Source organism: Bradyrhizobium sp. B025 (assembly GCF_042257955.1).
In the GTDB taxonomy this organism is placed as follows: domain Bacteria; phylum Pseudomonadota; class Alphaproteobacteria; order Rhizobiales; family Xanthobacteraceae; genus Bradyrhizobium; species Bradyrhizobium diazoefficiens.
This window is the reverse complement of sequence record NZ_CP170150.1, coordinates 597,869-614,348: the sequence shown is the minus strand read 5'-3', so window position 1 is coordinate 614,348 and position 16,480 is coordinate 597,869. Positions and strand designations below refer to the sequence as shown.

14 protein-coding genes and 1 pseudogene are annotated in these 16,480 nt (G+C 65.7%); 12 read left to right on the top strand and 3 right to left on the bottom strand.

Going from position 1 to position 16,480, the window contains the following annotated elements:
• The first annotated feature begins 84 nt into the window (after nucleotides 1-84).
• The 6 genes and pseudogenes from ACE10W_RS02840 to ACE10W_RS02815 form a co-directional block, all read left to right on the top strand.
• The gene (locus ACE10W_RS02840; RefSeq protein ID WP_304550738.1) at nucleotides 85-1,056 is read left to right on the top strand and encodes an ABC transporter permease; all 972 of its coding nucleotides are present in this window, start codon (nucleotides 85-87) and stop codon (nucleotides 1,054-1,056) included.
• Nucleotides 1,053-1,892: an ABC transporter permease gene (locus ACE10W_RS02835; protein WP_027542419.1), complete on the top strand. Its 840-nt coding sequence runs from the start codon at nucleotides 1,053-1,055 to the stop codon at nucleotides 1,890-1,892. Before ACE10W_RS02840 ends, ACE10W_RS02835 begins: the two co-directional genes overlap by 4 nt.
• Before the next feature lie 2 nt (nucleotides 1,893-1,894).
• On the top strand, nucleotides 1,895-3,514 hold the full coding sequence (locus tag ACE10W_RS02830; RefSeq protein WP_161536943.1) for an ABC transporter ATP-binding protein: 1,620 nt from the start codon (nucleotides 1,895-1,897) through the stop codon (nucleotides 3,512-3,514).
• Nucleotides 3,515-3,706: 192 nt separating this feature from the next.
• On the top strand, nucleotides 3,707-3,880 hold the full coding sequence (locus tag ACE10W_RS02825) for a hypothetical protein (RefSeq protein ID WP_202633118.1): 174 nt from the start codon (nucleotides 3,707-3,709) through the stop codon (nucleotides 3,878-3,880).
• Nucleotides 3,877-4,086 (top strand): hypothetical protein, encoded by a 210-nt coding sequence (locus ACE10W_RS02820; RefSeq protein ID WP_161533102.1) that lies wholly within the window; start codon nucleotides 3,877-3,879, stop codon nucleotides 4,084-4,086. The genes ACE10W_RS02825 and ACE10W_RS02820 overlap by 4 nt, the downstream gene beginning before the upstream one ends.
• Nucleotides 4,087-4,178: 92 nt before the next feature.
• Nucleotides 4,179-4,583: pseudogene (locus ACE10W_RS02815) on the top strand (PaaI family thioesterase); the annotation flags it as partial.
• A gap of 19 nt (nucleotides 4,584-4,602) precedes the next feature.
• On the opposite strand, the gene ACE10W_RS02810 reads toward ACE10W_RS02815, so the two are convergent.
• A complete protein-coding gene (locus ACE10W_RS02810) occupies nucleotides 4,603-4,890 on the bottom strand; it encodes a hypothetical protein (protein ID WP_028173687.1) in 288 nt (95 codons plus the stop codon).
• 195 nt (nucleotides 4,891-5,085) lie between these two features.
• Here ACE10W_RS02810 and ACE10W_RS02805 point away from each other — a divergent pair, with 195 nt between their 5' ends.
• From ACE10W_RS02805 to ACE10W_RS02790, 4 genes are all read left to right on the top strand, one after another.
• Complete coding sequence (locus ACE10W_RS02805) at nucleotides 5,086-5,406, top strand: hypothetical protein (RefSeq protein WP_011084023.1); 321 nt, start codon at nucleotides 5,086-5,088, stop codon at nucleotides 5,404-5,406.
• Nucleotides 5,407-5,629: 223 nt separating this feature from the next.
• Nucleotides 5,630-6,355 carry an outer membrane protein gene (locus ACE10W_RS02800; RefSeq protein ID WP_011084022.1) on the top strand — a complete coding sequence of 242 codons (726 nt, stop codon included), beginning with the start codon at nucleotides 5,630-5,632 and terminating at the stop codon, nucleotides 6,353-6,355.
• Between the two features lie 165 nt (nucleotides 6,356-6,520).
• Nucleotides 6,521-8,674 (top strand): methyl-accepting chemotaxis protein, encoded by a 2,154-nt coding sequence (locus ACE10W_RS02795; RefSeq protein WP_304550737.1) that lies wholly within the window; start codon nucleotides 6,521-6,523, stop codon nucleotides 8,672-8,674.
• 218 nt (nucleotides 8,675-8,892) lie between these two features.
• Nucleotides 8,893-9,954 carry an MBL fold metallo-hydrolase gene (locus ACE10W_RS02790; RefSeq protein WP_161533099.1) on the top strand — a complete coding sequence of 354 codons (1,062 nt, stop codon included), beginning with the start codon at nucleotides 8,893-8,895 and terminating at the stop codon, nucleotides 9,952-9,954.
• A 176-nt stretch (nucleotides 9,955-10,130) separates the two neighbouring features.
• Here ACE10W_RS02790 and aroQ read toward each other — a convergent pair whose 3' ends face one another.
• Nucleotides 10,131-10,562: a type II 3-dehydroquinate dehydratase gene (gene aroQ, locus ACE10W_RS02785; RefSeq protein ID WP_011084019.1), complete on the bottom strand. Its 432-nt coding sequence runs from the start codon at nucleotides 10,560-10,562 to the stop codon at nucleotides 10,131-10,133.
• Between the two features lie 270 nt (nucleotides 10,563-10,832).
• Here aroQ and hemA point away from each other — a divergent pair, with 270 nt between their 5' ends.
• Entirely contained in the window at nucleotides 10,833-12,062 is a 1,230-nt protein-coding gene (gene hemA / locus ACE10W_RS02780; protein ID WP_028173690.1) for a 5-aminolevulinate synthase, read from the top strand.
• A gap of 300 nt (nucleotides 12,063-12,362) precedes the next feature.
• Nucleotides 12,363-15,872, top strand: coding sequence for a PAS domain-containing hybrid sensor histidine kinase/response regulator (locus ACE10W_RS02775; RefSeq protein WP_060909344.1), 3,510 nt, complete (start codon nucleotides 12,363-12,365; stop codon nucleotides 15,870-15,872).
• A 39-nt stretch (nucleotides 15,873-15,911) separates the two neighbouring features.
• Here the strand turns inward: ACE10W_RS02775 and ACE10W_RS02770 are convergent, their stop codons facing one another.
• Entirely contained in the window at nucleotides 15,912-16,466 is a 555-nt protein-coding gene (locus tag ACE10W_RS02770) for a cytochrome P460 family protein (protein WP_304550736.1), read from the bottom strand.
• Nucleotides 16,467-16,480 lie beyond the last annotated feature (14 nt).

Sequence of the window (16,480 nt, the reverse complement as noted above, 5' to 3'; positions counted from 1 at the left end):
CCTCCCCTGCCCTCCCCCGCAAGCGGGAGAGGGAGTGCACCGTGATCGCGGTGACACGCACCTCAATCTCACTGCGTTATAGATATGCTCTCCTTCGTCGCTCAGCGTGTCGTGAAGGGCGTGATCGTCCTGCTCGCGATCGTCGTCCTCAATTTCTTCCTGATCCGGCTTGCGCCCGGCGATCCCGCGGTCGTGATGGCGGGCGAGGCCGGCGCCAGCGACCAGATCTTCGTCAAGCAGCTCCGGGAAAAGTTCGGCCTCGACAAGCCGCTGCCCGAGCAGCTGTTCATCTACGTCAAGGGCGTCGTCACCCTCGACCTCGGCTTCTCCTTCCGCCAGCAGGCGCCGGTGTCGAAGCTGATCCTCGAACGGCTGCCGGCGACCCTGTTGCTGACGCTGACCGCTTTCGCGATCTCGCTGATGCTCGGCGTCCTGTTCGGCAGCTTCGCGGCGCGCTTTGCCGGAACCTTTCTCGACACCGGCATCACCGTGTTCGCCCTGATCTTCTACGCCATGCCGATCTTCTGGGTGGCGCTGATGGGTATCCTCCTGTTCTCGGTCACCTTCGATTGGCTGCCGAGCTTCGGCTACGAGACGGTCGGCGCCAACCTCACCGGCCTGGCCCACGCGCTCGACGTCGCAAAACACCTGATCATGCCGGCGATGACGCTCGGCCTGTTCTTCATGGCGACTTATACCCGCATGACACGCGCCTCGATGCTGGAGGTGAAGCGCCTCGACTTCGTCAAGACCGCGCGCGCCAAGGGCCTCTCCGACGCCGTGATCCAGCGCCGCCACGTGCTGCGCAACGCGCTGCTGCCCGTCGTGACGCTCGCCGGCGTGCATTCCGGCACGCTGATCGGCGGCGCCGTCATCACCGAGACCGTGTTCGCCTGGCCCGGCATCGGGCGCCTGATGTACGACGCGCTGCTGCAGCGGGACTACAACCTCCTGCTCGGCGTGTTCGTGATCTGCTCCGCCATGGTCCTGATCTTCAACCTCATCACCGACCTGGTCTATCGGCTGGTCGATCCGCGCATCGAATTCGCCTCATGAAACAGTTCTGGAAATCGATGCTGAAGAGCCCGAGCGGCGTCATCGGCCTCATCATCCTGTTGCTTGCGATCGGAATCGCGGTGTTCGGACCGATGCTGTTCCCGAACTCGCCCTGGCGCATGGTACAGCGGCCGTTCCTGCCGCCGTTCACGCTCTCGACCGTGCCGCTCGGCACCGACGCGCTCGGCCGCGACGTGTTCGCCGGCATGATCTTTGGCGCACGCGTGTCGCTGCTGGTCGGCCTCGTCTCGACGCTGGTGGCGCTGGTCGTCGGCGTGCCGATCGGCGCCATGGCCGGCTATTTCGGCGGCAAGGTCGACGACGCCCTGATGCGCTTCACCGAATTCTTCCAGACCATTCCGAGCTTCGCGCTGGCGATCGTGCTGGTCGCGATCCTGCAGCCCTCGATCTATTCGATCGTGGCCTCGATCGCGGTAGTGAGCTGGCCGCCGGTCGCCCGCCTCGTGCGTGGCGAGGTGCTTTCGCTGCGCACGCGCGAATATGTCCAGGCCGCCGTGGTCACCGGCCAGAGCAACACCTGGATCATCCTGCGCGAGATCCTGCCCAATGCGCTGTCGCCGGTGATCGTGCTGGCCTCGCTGATGGTGGCGACCGCGATCCTGCTGGAGTCCTCGCTGGCCTTCCTCGGCCTCGGCGATCCCAATCTGATCTCCTGGGGCTACATGGTCGGCGCCGGCCGAACCGTGATCCGCCAGGCCTGGTGGATCACGGTGTTTCCCGGCGTCGCCATCCTGATCTCGGTGCTTGGGCTGAACCTGATCGGCGAAGGCCTCAACGACGCGCTCAATCCGCGCCTGTCGCGGGAGGGACGCTGACGATGACCGCCCCGCCCGCCGTCTCCATCAAGAACCTGCAGATCGCACTGCCCAAGGGTGCCGAGCGTGCCTTCGCCGTCGACGGCGTCTCGCTCGACCTTCGGCCCGGCAAGATCGTCTGCGTCGTCGGCGAATCCGGCTCCGGCAAGTCGATGTGCGCGCATGCGCTGATGGGCCTGCTGCCGGATACGGTCAACGTCACTTCCGGCGAGATCCAGTTCGAGGGCCGCGACCTCCTCAAGCTGGATGACGACGGCTGGCGCGATCTGCGCGGGCGCCGCTTCGCGATGATCTTCCAGGAGCCGATGACCGCGCTCAATCCCTTGATGCGGATCGGCGACCAGATGGCCGAGATGTTCGAGGCCCACGGCCTGCTCACGCCGAAGGAGCGGCGCGCAAGAGCGCTGGCGCTGGCACGCGAGGTCGGCCTGCCCGACCCTGAGCGCATCGTCCGCGCCTATCCGCACCAGCTCTCCGGCGGCCAGCGCCAGCGCGCCATGATCGCGATGGCGCTCGCGCTCGAGCCGGCGGTGCTGGTCGCGGACGAGCCGACCACCGCGCTCGACGTCACCACGCAGGCGCAGATCCTGAAGTTGATCCGCAACCTCCAGCGCAACCGCAACATGGCGGTGATGTTCATCACCCATGATTTCGGCGTGGTCGCCGACATTGCCGACCAGGTCGTGGTGCTCCGGCATGGCAAGGTGGTCGAGGAAGGCCCGGCGGCGACCGTCTTCAACGAGCCGCAGCACGACTACACCAAGGCGCTGCTCGCTGCCGTGCCGTCGATGGATCCGCCGGCGCGCGAGCCCCTCGACGACCAGGCCAGGGCCGTCGAGGTGATCGGGCTGGACAAGACCTACGTCACATCAGGGGGCTGGTTTCGCGAGGACCGCCGCGTCGACGCAGCGCGCGCGGTCAACTTCAACATCCTCAAGGGCGAGACGCTCGGCCTCGTCGGCGAATCCGGCTCGGGCAAATCGTCGGTGGCGCGCCTCGTGATGCGGCTGATCGAAGCCGACCGCGGCACGGTGCGGATCGGCGAGACCGATCTCACCTCGCTCACGGGCAAGGCGCTGCGCACCGAGCGCCATCGCATCCAGATGATCTTCCAGGATCCGTTCGCTTCGCTCAATCCGCGCCGCAAGATCGGCCACATCATCGCCGACGGCCCGATCGCGGCCGGCACCGATCCGAAGGTCGCCTTCGAGCGCGCTCGCGATCTCCTGAAGATGGTGGGCCTGGATGCCGGCGCGCTCGAACGCTATCCGCATGAATTCTCGGGCGGCCAGCGCCAGCGCATCGGCATCGCCCGCGCGCTCGCGCTCGAGCCCGAGATCATCGTTGCCGACGAGGCTGTCTCCGCGCTCGACGTCTCTGTGCAGGCGCAAGTCCTGCGGCTGCTCGAAGACCTCAAGGCGCGCCTTGGCCTCTCGATGCTGTTCATCACCCACGACCTGCGCGTCGCCGCCCAGATCTGCGACCGCATCGCGGTGATGCAGCGCGGCGCGATCGTCGAGCTGAAACCGACCGCGCAGCTGTTCGCCGCGCCCGAGCACGCCTATACGCGCGAGCTGCTCGCGGCAGTGCCGGGGCGGAAGGAGTGCGCGCCGGCGGCGTGACGCAAACGGTATCCGGTTCGCCCCCAAAGACGATTGGACCGAATCGAACCGCATCTGCCGCAACGGCGCGGTCACGCGCTTTTTATTCCCCGTGACCGCCCGCACAGCTGCAAAGCGCCGGGCCGCACCCCACATCGGTTTGGAATGATTTCCATCATCTGATGATGGTCGCCAAACTCTTCGGAGCCAAACATGGGCCAGGTTATTCAATTTGTCTCGAGATCCGAGCGCGAACGATTGCGCCTCATCCAGGAGGCACGCGCGATCTATGACAGCATCTTCCCGCCCGCTGATCCGGTCAGCGAGCGGCACGACACGACCACGATCGGGCGCGCCGCCGGCGGCAACGTGGAACATCTGTCGTGATCAAGATCATTGCCGTGCTTTGCAGCCTCGCCTCTCCCGCCAATTGTCACGAGCAGATCGTCACCACATCGGACTTCGCCGACGTTTCGATGCAGTCCTGCATGATGGGTGCGCCGCAGCTTGCCGAATGGATGAACCAGCATCCGGCCGAGCGCCTCGCGGGATGGCGCTGCGTGATCGGGCAACAGGGTGGCCGTGGCGCCTGAGGTGCGCCTTCTGGCTCTTTTCCATCCCTTATTATATGATATAGATCATTCCATGAGGTTTGGAGGCGCTCGGTGGTGGACGACAAAGCCGGCAATTGCCCGAGCCGCCGATCATGCAGACGGTCGAGCCGTTCGACTGCAGGGCCGAGCCTGGGATTGTTGTGATCCATAGCGTGCCGGGCCTGCGTCACTACAACCCTATCGGCTCGGTCCATGGCGGCTACGCCGCGATATTGCTGGATTCCGCAATGGGGCTGGCGGTGCAGACCACCCTGCCCGGCGGGACCGGCTACACGACGCTGGAATTCAAGATTTCGTTCGTGCGCGGCATGAGCGAGGCCAGCGGCGTGATCCGCACCGAAGGCCGCGTACTGAACGCTGGCCGCCGCGTCGCGACCGCCGAAGCGCGCATCACCGATACGAAGGGCCGGCTGCTCGCGCACGCGACGACGACCTGCCTTGTGTTCGGCATTGAGAAGGGCGGCGCGGAGAGCTGACGGGCGATGCAATCGCTCATCACCGCGGGTTGGTATTGCTCCAGGTCGGGACCGAATTGGTCACGCCGACCGACGGCCAGTTGTACGTTCCGATCGACGGCGCCGTGACCGTGCCGACCGTCTGTCCGGACGATCCGTAAGCGGGCCTGCCCTGCGTCGCCGGCAATCCAGCGCTGCCATAGGCCGGGGCCACCACACTGGTGCTGTAATATCGGCTCGAGCGGTGCTTCTTCGCCTCAGCCGCGAACGGCGCGGCAAGCAGTCCGGTCGTGATGAGCGCGGCAATGGCGAGTTTGACGGTTGTCATGGCTGATCCCTTCATCGCTAGGGCCCCGCTGTGTCATCTGTTCATTCGCCGGAAGATTTCCATGGGCACTCCGTTCATAACTCCGTGCGCACACAAAGGTACCGGAGCCCGGGGTGGCGTGCGCTCGCTGCCTTCGGATGGACCCGAATCAGCGCTAGTGCATTTGCCTTGAGCAGCTCCCTGAACGCGATTGACATGACCGGCCCCGAACTGAAGCAACTCCGCGCCGACCTCTCCGATGCCCTCGAGCGCAAGCTCACCGCGGCCGACATGGCCAGGCTGTGCGGATTGCCGGAGAACGGCGGCGCCGACACCATCCGGCGCTGGGAGGTCAGCGGCCCGACGCCGTCGGCGACCAAGGTGCTGCGCGTGCTCGCGATGGCGAGCGAGCGCTATCCGATCCTGGAGAAGTTCGACATCTTCGATCGCCACGACGTGCGCGAGGAAGACCGGCCGGCAAAGCGCGCGGCATTCCGCGCGCAGATGCGCGATGAAGCACGGCGGCGTCTTGGTTAACAAGAGCCGCACGCAGGTTGCCGGGAAGAGGCGACGTTAAACCTTCCTTCAGCATTTCTTAAGTCGCCATTAAGCACGAAAATCATTTGCAGCCCAATACGTTAGGTTGGCTGCCGCTGTGCCACGGATGTGACAGCATTTTCGTCAAAAGCGAGCTATCTGCAAAACCAACGACGGCGCGGAAAGCGCGCCTGCCGGGGACCTAAGTGTTGGAGTTTGGACTATGAAGAAGATTCTGTTTGCGACCGTCGCGCTGCTCGTGGTGGGCGCCGCTGCGCCGGCCGTCGGCGCCGATCTCGGCAACCGCAACTACTACAAGGCGCCCGCGCCGGCCTATGTCGCGCCGATCTACAACTGGACGGGATTCTATCTCGGCGCCCATGTCGGCGGCGCGTTCTCCAGCGACAACAATTTCAACGGCCTCTCCACCGGCAACAACGGCAACGGCCGTTTCCTCGGCGGCGTGCAGGTCGGTGCTGACTGGCAGTTCAACCCGAACTTCGTGGTCGGCGTCGAAGGCCAGTATTCCTGGCTCTCCGGCAGCGTCGGCGCGGTGTTTCCGGGCGGCGTCGCCTACACCAACGACCAGCGCGGCCTCGGCTCGATCACCGGCCGCGTCGGCTACACCTGGGGTCCGGGCCTCCTCTACGTGAAGGGCGGCTACGCCTATTCGGACAACAACGAGAAGGTCACCGTCGGCGGCGTGCCGACCGGCTTCATCATCGATGGCGATCATCGCAACGGCTACACCGTCGGCGCCGGCCTCGAATACATGTTCGCGCCGAACTGGTCGGCCAAGGCCGAGTACCAGTACTACAATTTCGGCGACGCGCACTTCACCGCGGGCCCGCTGGCGGGCACCGGCAACTTCACCACCGACGACCACACCTTCAAGGCGGGCGTCAACTATCGCTTCAACTGGGCCAATTCGACGGTCGCGCGCTACTGATCGGTTAGCAAAACCTTATCCTGACGAAGGGCCGGCCCCGTTGCCGGCCCTTCTTTTTTCGCCCTGCGGAACCAGCGCAAGCAATTGCACCAATTGCGATTTTTTTAACCGGCCCCGCCGATACTGCCCGCCACAAAACAGAAGCAAGAGCGTGGGGGAAGTTCGATGGCGATCCGTCTGGGCGTTGGCCGTTTGCTTGGCCGTTTGAGACCTCGTTTCAAGATGCCGACATGGGGCGTGCGCGGCAGCCTGTTCACCGCCTTCGCGGTGATCGCGGGCATGGGCCTCGTGATCGCGGCCGGCGCCGGCCTGGCGCTGCAAAATCTCGGCGGACGCATGACAGAACTGAGCGGGCGGGACATTCCGCGCCTCGCCGCCAGCCTGCAATTGTCGGCCCTGAGCGCGGGCCTTGCGGCACAGGGACCTGCCCTGCTTGCGGCTCAAAGCGAGGACGCCCTGAACGAGCGCACCAAGAAGCTCAGGGAATTGCAGGAGCAGACGCAGCAGAAACTCAACGAGATCATCGAGCTCGGCGGCGACAAGGCCGTCGTCTCCGGACTCAGCGAGACGATGAAGAGCATCAACGAGGCGGCCCAGAGCCTGGCCAAGGCCGCCCGCGAACGGCTGGACATTGCCGCCCTGCACGACAAGCAATATGACGCGCTGCGCAGCGCCCAGGGCGCCTTCGTGGGCGCGGCCAGTCCGGCAATGCTGGACGCGCAGACCCGGGTCAACGCCATTCTCGGCTCGGCCAACCTGTCGGCCGAAGATGCCACCGAAGCCGCGCAGACCGTCGGCCAGCTCGGCAACGTCGTCGCCAGCGGCAATCTCGCAGCCGCCGACATGAGCGCGGCGCTGTCGGCGAACACGAGCGACAAGCTCGATGACATCCAGAAGGAATTCAAGACGGCACAAGGACGCCTGCGGTCGAACCTCGATCTGCTGTCGGACAATCAGGGCAACAAGATGCTGCGCGCGACGGCGGAAAAGCTGCTCGCGCTCGGCACCGGCAAGACCGGCGTGTTCAATCTGCGCGAGAAAGAGCTCGACTCCATCGACTACGGCCAGACCATCCTGGACGAGACGCGTAAGCTCAACGTCGGCCTCGGCATCAGCGTGCAGCAGCTCGTCGACGGCGTGCAGAAGGAGACCAACGCGTCGACCTTCCAGGCGCGGCAGGAGATCTCGCTCGCGACGTCGGTCATGCTGGCGCTGGGCGCGCTGATGCTGGTCGGCTCGGCGCTGTTCGTCTGGCTCTATGTCGGCCGCAACATCCTGCGCCGGATCACCGGCCTCCAGCGCGCCATGCAGTCACTCTCGGCCGGCGATCTCGACACCGAGATCGCGCGTGCCAAGCACAATGACGAGATCGGCACGATGACCGACACGCTGACCGTGTTCCGCGATAGCATGGTCGAGGCCCGCGCGCTTGCGAGCGAACAGGACAAGGACCGCGTCGCCAAGGCCGAGCGGGCCGCGCGCATCGAGGCGAAGATCGCCGAATTCGAAAGCACGGTGCGCTCCGCGCTCGACAATCTGGCGCAGTCCGCCAATTCGATGCAATCGACCGCGCAGAGCATGTCGACCACCGCCGACCAGTCGAACGCGCTGGTCAACGCGGTCGCCTCCGCGGCCGAAGAGACCTCGGTCAACGTGCAGACCGTGTCGTCAGGCACCGAGCAGCTGTCGTCCTCGATCGCCGAAATCAGCCGCCAGGTGGTCACCTCGGCCGGGATCGCCAAGAAGGCCGTGGACGAAGCCGGCGCGACCGACGCCACGGTGCAGAGCCTCGCCGACAGCGCGAGCCGCATCAGCGTCGTGGTCGATTTGATCCAGACCATCGCCTCGCAGACCAATCTGCTCGCGCTCAACGCCACCATCGAGGCGGCACGCGCGGGCGAGGCCGGCCGCGGCTTCGCGGTGGTCGCCTCCGAGGTGAAGAGCCTCGCGAGCCAGACCGCGAAGGCGACCGAGGAGATCCGCACCCAGATCGCCAGCATGCAGAACGTGACGACCTCGGCGGTCGGCGCCATCCAGGGCATCGGCCGGATCATCGGCGAGATCAACGACGTCACCACGACGATCGCTGCGGCTGTCGAGGAACAGGGCGCGGCGACCCGCGAGATCGCGCGCAACATCCAGCATGCCGCCGGCGGCACCAGCGAGGTTTCCAGCAACATCGTCGGCGTCTCCACGGCCTCCGCCGAAGCCGGCGCTGCGGCGAGCGAAGTGCTGGGCGCCTCCGACGCACTGCGCCGCGAGGCCGACCTGCTGCGCGGGGAGATCGACGCGTTCCTCAACAGCATGCGAGCGGCCTGATTGTCATCCCGGGGCGGCGCAAAGCGCCGAACCCGGAATCTCGCGCGACGACCTCCAGATTCCGGGTTCGCGCTCACGCGCACCCCGGAATGACCGGCATTTTTGGGCTGCGCTCCATCCGGGTCACGGAAAAATCCGGCGCGGAATGACCGCTATGCGAGCCACCCCCGCGTCTTTTTCGGCTGGCGCGGCGCGCCCGGCGGGTTTAAGTCGGTAGCATGAACGCGAAGACCGACACCGTGCAGTCCTCCGCGGAGGCCCTGCGTTATCCCTGGGACCAGCATCCCGGCCCCGACGAGGTCGTGGAGGTGAAGCCCGGCGTGTTGTGGGCGCGGCTGAAGCTGCCGTTCCGCCTCAACCATGTGAACATCTACCTGCTCGCCGACGGCGACGGTTACGCCATGGTCGACGCCGGCTTCGGCAACGAGGAGACGATCGAGGCCTGGACGAAGCTGTTCGACGGCCCGCTCAAGGGCGTCAACATCACGCGCCTGATCGTCACTCACTCCCACCCCGATCATGTCGGGCTTGCGGGGTGGATCGTCGAGCGGTTCAACTGCCCGCTGGTGATGTCGCAGGTCGAATATCTGCAATCGGTCTATCACCAGAATCGCGGCACCGAGGAGCGGCGCGAAGCGCAGCGGCTGTTCTTCCGCCGCCACGGCATGGACGAGTCGCTCACCGAAAAGCTGCTCGGCCGCGGACAGGACTATCTCAAGCGCGTCTCGGTGCTGCCGCCGTCCTACCGCCGCATCTCGCATGGCGACGAGGTCGTGATCGGCACGCGCCGCTTCAAGGTGATCACCGGCGGCGGCCACGCGCTCGACCAGGTGATGCTGTATTGCGCCGACGACAAGCTGTTCCTTTCCGCCGACCAGGTGCTGAGCAAGATCTCGCCGAATGTGAGCGTGTGGGCGGTCGAGCCCGACCAGAACTCGCTCGGCGAATATCTGGCTTCGCTCGCCAGCCTCACCACGACGCTGCCCTATGATTTGCTGGTGCTGCCCGGCCACGGCGTACCATTCTACGGGCTCAAGACCCGCATCAAGCAGCTCGCCGACCACCACGAGGAGCGCTGCCGCCTGATCGCGGAAGCCTGCCGCGAGGTGCCGCAGACCTCGCGCGCCTTGGTGCCCGTGGTGTTCAACAAGCACGTGCTCGACGAACACCAGATGGGTTTTGCCGCCGGCGAACTGGTCGCCCACGTCAACTACATGATCGTCGAGGGCCGGCTGACGGCGGAGACCAAGGACGGCGTGCTGCAGTTTCGGACGACGTGATTTTTTTCGCCTCTCCCCGCCTGCGGGGAGAGGCCGGAATTCGCGCGTAGCGCGGATCCCGGGTGAGGGGGACTCTCCACGAGTCCGACTGTCACCGTCCGTGCGGAGACTCCCCCTCACCCCAACCCTCTCCCCGCAAGCGGAGCGAGGGAGCAGACCGTCGCTGCGGCAGCATTTCACTTCATATTCGCAATCGCGTGCAGCGCCGCGATGTAGCCGAACGGCCCCAGCCCGCAGATCACGCCGGTCGCCACGAACGAGATCTTCGAGTGCCGGTGATATTCGTCACGGGCGTGGATGTTGGAGATGTGGACTTCCAGCACCGGGCCTTCGAATGTCTTGATCGCGTCCATGATCGAGACCGAGGTGAAGGACAGGCCGGCCGGGTTGATGACGATCGCATCGGCGTCCTGCCGCGCCGACTGGATCAGGTCGACCAGCACGCCTTCATGGTTGGACTGGTGGAAGGCGAGCTTGAGCCCGAGCTTCGCGGCGGCTTCCTCGCAGCTCGCATTGACCTCTGCGAGCGTCGTGGTGCCGTAGATGTGCGGCTCGCGGATGCCGAGCATGTTGAGGTTGGGACCGTTGAGGATCATCACGCGCTTCATGGGAGGGTCCTTTCGAATGATAATCTGCTGAATTGTGTTGCCGAGCCCAGGCAGCCCCAGGCTGCCATGTCGGCCCCTCCCGGTACTTACCGCAAAGCAGCATTACACAAGCCGGTGAGTTCTTTGATCGGGATCAAGTTTCAAATCGCACGATAGGGCATTTTGCCCAAATGCCCTCCAGGGCCAAATGTGGGATAGCGCATAGACATTGGAGCTGGAAAAGCTCTAAGAAGATGCGCCCCTTGGTCAGGTTCCGTTGCAGGTTTGCCGATGGATTACAGCCAGTTCTTCAATTCCGCCCTCGATCGCCTCCACACTGAGCGGCGCTACCGCGTGTTCGCCGATCTCGAACGCATGGCGGGCCGGTTTCCGCATGCGATCTGGCATTCGCCCAAGGGCAAGCGCGACGTCGTGATCTGGTGCTCCAACGACTATCTCGGCATGGGTCAGCATCCGAAGGTCGTCGGCGCCATGGTCGAGACCGCAACGCGCGTCGGCACCGGCGCGGGCGGCACCCGCAACATCGCCGGCACGCATCATCCGCTGGTGCAGCTCGAGGCCGAGCTCGCCGATCTCCACGGCAAGGAAGCCGCGCTGCTGTTCACCTCGGGCTACGTCTCGAACCAGACCGGCATCGCGACGATCGCAAAGCTCATTCCGAACTGCCTGATCCTGTCGGACGAGCTCAACCACAATTCAATGATCGAGGGCATCCGCCAGTCCGGCTGCGAGCGGCAAGTGTTCCGCCACAACGATCTCGCCGACCTCGAAGCGCTGTTGAAGGCGGCGGGTCCGAACCGGCCGAAGCTGATCGCCTGCGAGAGCCTCTATTCCATGGACGGCGACGTCGCTCCGCTCGCCAAGATCTGCGATCTCGCCGAAAAATATAACGCGATGACCTATGTCGACGAAGTCCACGCGGTCGGCATGTACGGCCCGCGCGGCGGCGGCATCGCCGAGCGTGACGGCGTCATGCATCGCATCGACATCCTCGAAGGCACGCTGGCCAAGGCGTTCGGTTGCCTCGGCGGCTACATCGCCGCCAACGGCCAGATCATCGACGCCGTGCGCTCCTATGCGCCGGGCTTCATCTTCACCACCGCGCTGCCGCCGGCGATCTGCTCGGCCGCGACCGCCGCGATCAAGCACCTGAAGACCTCGAGCTGGGAGCGCGAGCGCCACCAGGACCGCGCCGCCCGGGTCAAGGCGATCCTCAACGCCGCCGGTCTCCCGGTGATGTCGAGCGACACCCACATCGTGCCGCTGTTCATCGGCGATGCCGAGAAGTGCAAGCAGGCCTCCGACCTCCTGCTCGAAGAGCACGGCATCTACATCCAGCCGATCAACTATCCGACCGTCGCCAAGGGCTCCGAGCGCCTGCGCATCACGCCCTCGCCCTATCACGACGACGGCCTGATCGATCAACTCGCCGAAGCCCTGTTGCAAGTGTGGGACCGCCTCGGCCTGCCGCTCAAGCAAAAGTCGCTGGCGGCGGAGTAGGTTTTTCTTCGCCTCTCCCCGCTTGCGGGGAGAGGCCGGATCGCATCGCCAGATGCGATCCGGGTGAGGGGGAGTCTCCGCGAGTCCAGCTGCCACCGTCCCCGCGGAGAGCCCCCCTCACCCCACCCTCTCCCCGCAAGCGGGGCGAGGGAGAGCAGGCAGCTCGCCCTACGGCTTAACGACGACGCCAGTTCCCGCCCCTTCCGGGCATTTCGCTGTCGCCTCGCCTCGTCCAACGCGCTAGATTTGCAGGGAAAATGAGACCGGGCGCCGTCGCGCCCAGGGAGAAGCACGCTCGCCATGCTGCACGACTGGGGCGTGATTGCCGCCGCCTTTGGCTATATCGGCTTCCTGTTCCTGGTGGCGAGCCACGGCGACCGCCGCTCGCCGGCCGGGCCAGGCCGCGCCTCCGGCCTGATCTATCCGCTGTCGCTGGCGATCTACTGCACCTCCTGGACCTTCTTCGGCTCGGTTGGCTTCGCCACCCGCACCTCGACCGACTTCCTCGCCATCTATGTCGGCCCGATCCTGATGATCGGCCTCGGTGCCGGCGTGCTGCGCCGCGTGATCCAGCTCGCCAAGGCCCACAACATCACCTCGATCGCCGACTTCATCGGCGCCCGCTACGGCAAGAGCCAGGCGGTGGCGGCGACCGTGGCGCTGATCGCCATCATCGGCTCGGTGCCCTACATCGCGCTCCAGCTCAAGGCGGTCGCCTCCTCGCTGGAGACGATCCTGAGCGAGGATCAGGCCTTCTCCCACATCCCGATCCTTGGCGACATGGCGTTGATGGTGACGCTGGCGATGGCGGCCTTCGCCGTGCTGTTCGGCACGCGGCAGACCGACGCCACCGAGCACCAGCACGGCCTGATGCTGGCGGTCGCGACCGAATCCATCGTCAAGCTGGTCGCCTTTCTCGCCGCCGGCATCTTCGTCACATTCTGGATGTTCTCGCCGCATGAATTGATCGAGCGCGCGATGAAGACGCCGGAGGCGGTGCGCGCCATCAACTACTCGCCGTCGATCGGCAACTTCCTGACCATGACGCTGCTGTCGCTGTGCGCGGTCATGCTGCTGCCGCGCCAGTTCCATGTCAGCGTGGTGGAGAATTCCTCCGATGCCGAGGTCGGCCGCGCGCGCTGGCTGTTCCCGCTCTATCTCGTCGCCATCAATCTGTTCGTGATCCCGATCGCGATCGCCGGCCTCGTCAGCTTTCCGTTCGGCACGGCCGATCCTGATATGTACGTGCTGGCGCTGCCGATGGCGGGCGGCGCGGATCTGCTCAGCGTCGCCATCTTCGTCGGCGGCCTGTCAGCGGCGACCGCGATGGTGATCGTCGAATGCGTCGCGCTTTCCATCATGGTCTCCAACGACCTCGTGGTGCCGCTGGTGCTGCAACGGCGGCCGGAGGGGCGCACCGGCGGCGCCGATTTCAGCGACTTCCTGCTGCGCTCGCGGCGGCTCGCGATCTTCGCCATCATGGTGATGGCCTATTTCTACTACCGCGCGCTCGGCAATACCCAGCTCGCAGCGATCGGCCTCTTGTCCTTTGCCGCCATCGCCCAGCTCGCGCCGAGCTTCTTCGGTGGGCTGCTGTGGCGGCGGGCGACCGCGCGCGGCGCGATCGGCGGCATGCTGGTCGGCTTCGCAGTGTGGCTCTACACGCTGTTCATTCCGAGCTTCATGGATTCCTCGACCGCAGGCATCCTGCTGCTCCAGCACGGCCCGTTCGGGATCGAGGTGCTGCGGCCGCAGGCGTTGTTCGGCGCCGACCTGCCGCCGCTGATGCATGGCGTCATCTGGTCGCTGTCGCTCAACATCCTCACCTATGTGCTGCTGTCGCTGGCACGGCGGCCTTCGTCCATCGAGCTGGTGCAGGCCGATCTGTTCGTGCCCAACACGCTCGCGCCGATCTCCCCGAATTTCCGCCGCTGGCGCACCACCGTCACCGTGCAGGACATCCAGACCACGGTCGCGCAATATCTCGGGCCCGACCGCGCCCGGCATTCGTTCGAGGCCTTCTCGGCCCGTCGCAATGTGCGGCTCGAGCCGGCGGCGCCCGCCGATTTCGAGCTGCTCCAGCACGCCGAGCACCTGATCGCCTCCTCGATCGGAGCTGCTTCCTCGCGCCTCGTGATGTCGCTGCTGCTGCGCAAGCGGACGGTCTCCGCCAAAGCCGCGCTGAAGCTGCTCGACGATTCCCATGCGGCGCTGCATTTCAACCGCGAGATCCTGCAGACCGCGCTCAACCATGTGCGCCAGGGCATCGCAGTGTTCGACGCCGACCTGCAGCTGATCTGCTCCAACCGGCAGTTCGGCGATCTCCTCAACGTTCCCCCGCATTTCATCCAGTTCGGCACGCCGCTTCGCGAAATCCTGGAATTCATGGACGTGAGCAATCCGGCCGACCCGATCGAGCGCGAGGCCATGCTGGAGCGGCGGCTTGCCGCCTATACCATCGACAGCGAGCCCTATCTCGAGCGCCTGCCGGACCGCCATATGGTGATCGAGGTGCTCACCAACCGCATGCCCGGCAGCGGCTTCGTCATCACCTTCACCGACGTCACGCCCACATTCGAGGCCGCGGAAGCGCTGGAGCGCGCCAACGCGACACTGGAAAAGCGCGTACGCGACCGCACGGAAGAGCTGACCCGGCTGAACTCCGAGCTGGCGCTGGCCAAGAGCACGGCGGAAGACGCCAGCATCTCCAAGACACGCTTCCTCGCCGCCGCCAGTCACGACATTCTCCAGCCGCTCAACGCGGCGCGGCTCTATGTCACCAGCCTGGTCGAACGCCAGCACAGCGGCGAGGAAACCCGGCTGGTCGAGAACATCGACGAATCCCTGCAAGCCATCGAGGAGATCCTCGGCGCGCTGCTCGACATCTCCAGGCTCGACGCCGGCGCGATGGCGACCTCGATCTCGAGCTTCAAGATGGCCGATCTGATGCGCTCGCTGGAGATCGAGTTCGCACCGATCGCGCGCGCCAAGGGCCTCGATCTCACCTTCGTACCCTGCTCGCTGCCGGTCGAGTCGGACCGGCTCCTGCTGCGGCGCCTGCTCCAGAACCTGATCTCCAACGCGATCAAATACACCCCGCGCGGCCGCGTGCTGGTCGGCTGCCGCCGCCGCGGCGCCTCGCTCAAGATCTGCGTCTACGACACCGGCGTCGGCATCCCCACGGTCAAGCGCGGTGAGATCTTCAAGGAGTTCCACCGCCTCGAGCAGGGCGCGCGGATCGCGCGCGGCCTCGGCCTTGGCCTGTCGATCGTCGAACGGCTGGCGCGCGTGCTCAACCACGGCATCGCCATCGACGCCAATGTGGGCGGTGGCTCGGTATTCTCGGTGACGGTGCCAACGGCGAAGGCGATCACCCTCACCGCCGCAGTGACCAGCGCGACGCCGCTGGCGCGTACGCCGATCGCGGGCGCGCTGATCGTCTGCATCGAGAACGATGCGGCGATCCTCGACGGCATGCGCACGCTGTTGAAGGCCTGGGACGCCGAGGTGATCGCGGTCGCCGATCCCGAAGGCGCGATCGCGGCGATCGAAGTTGCAGGCAAGCGCGTCACCGGGCTGCTGGTCGACTATCACCTCGACCGCGGCAACGGCATCGCCGCGATCCGCGACATCCGCCGCCGCTTCGGCGACGCCATCCCTGCGATCCTGATCACCGCCGATCGCAGCCCCGCCGTGCAGCTGGCGGCGCGCGACGAGAAGATCGCGGTGCTGAACAAGCCGGTGAAGCCGGCCTCGCTGCGCGCCCTGCTCGGGCAGTGGCGCACGCAGCAGATGGTGGCGGCGGAGTGAGATAGGCCCGTTGGCGAATGCCAGCCACGCCGTCGCAACTCAGGGCGCAAGCCGCGTGAAGACATAATCGTGCCCCTTCGCGCGAGCCTCGTGGCAGGCGAAGCAGGTGCGGTGCTGGGCCTCGTCGACCGGCTTGCCGTTGACGAAGCGGCCAAAGCCCCAGCCGCCGGTTGAGGCATATTTCCTGAAATCCTTGACCATCACCTGGATCGTGGTAGCAGCGCCGGGAATCGTCGCGGATGCGAATTCCGGTGACTGTTTCCGCTTCCAGGCGCGCTTGACCAGAATGGTGCCATCCGGGAACGGAAGCTTTCCGGCTTGATAGGCGTCGACTGCCACCTGGTTGCCGACGACCGCGCGAAGCTCGTCGAGCGGCGCGGCCTCTTCGGCCGGCGCGACCAGCTCCCATTGCCTGTAGCCCGCGGGAATCGTGACCCCGAAGATCGGCGAGGCATCTGCTGTCGCGGGGCCCTCCGCGAGCGCGATCGAGACGAGGTACGGCACACAGGTCAGGAGAACGACCAGAAGAAGCGCGGCAAGCACGATCACCGTGGGGAAGGAGAATCTTTTCTTTGCAGGTTCAGTTGGCGTCATGAGTTTCATCAAGC

Coding starts and splice junctions, on each gene's coding strand:
- ACE10W_RS02840 (WP_304550738.1), top strand. CDS start 85: ATGCTCTCCTTCGTCGCTCAGCGTGTCGTGAAGGGCGTGATCGTCCTG.
- ACE10W_RS02835 (WP_027542419.1), top strand. CDS start 1,053: ATGAAACAGTTCTGGAAATCGATGCTGAAGAGCCCGAGCGGCGTCATC.
- ACE10W_RS02830 (WP_161536943.1), top strand. CDS start 1,895: ATGACCGCCCCGCCCGCCGTCTCCATCAAGAACCTGCAGATCGCACTG.
- ACE10W_RS02825 (WP_202633118.1), top strand. CDS start 3,707: ATGGGCCAGGTTATTCAATTTGTCTCGAGATCCGAGCGCGAACGATTG.
- ACE10W_RS02810 (WP_028173687.1), bottom strand. CDS start 4,890: ATGACAACCGTCAAACTCGCCATTGCCGCGCTCATCACGACCGGACTG.
- ACE10W_RS02805 (WP_011084023.1), top strand. CDS start 5,086: ATGACCGGCCCCGAACTGAAGCAACTCCGCGCCGACCTCTCCGATGCC.
- ACE10W_RS02800 (WP_011084022.1), top strand. CDS start 5,630: ATGAAGAAGATTCTGTTTGCGACCGTCGCGCTGCTCGTGGTGGGCGCC.
- ACE10W_RS02795 (WP_304550737.1), top strand. CDS start 6,521: ATGGCGATCCGTCTGGGCGTTGGCCGTTTGCTTGGCCGTTTGAGACCT.
- ACE10W_RS02790 (WP_161533099.1), top strand. CDS start 8,893: ATGAACGCGAAGACCGACACCGTGCAGTCCTCCGCGGAGGCCCTGCGT.
- aroQ (WP_011084019.1), bottom strand. CDS start 10,562: ATGAAGCGCGTGATGATCCTCAACGGTCCCAACCTCAACATGCTCGGC.
- hemA (WP_028173690.1), top strand. CDS start 10,833: ATGGATTACAGCCAGTTCTTCAATTCCGCCCTCGATCGCCTCCACACT.
- ACE10W_RS02775 (WP_060909344.1), top strand. CDS start 12,363: ATGCTGCACGACTGGGGCGTGATTGCCGCCGCCTTTGGCTATATCGGC.
- ACE10W_RS02770 (WP_304550736.1), bottom strand. CDS start 16,466: ATGACGCCAACTGAACCTGCAAAGAAAAGATTCTCCTTCCCCACGGTG.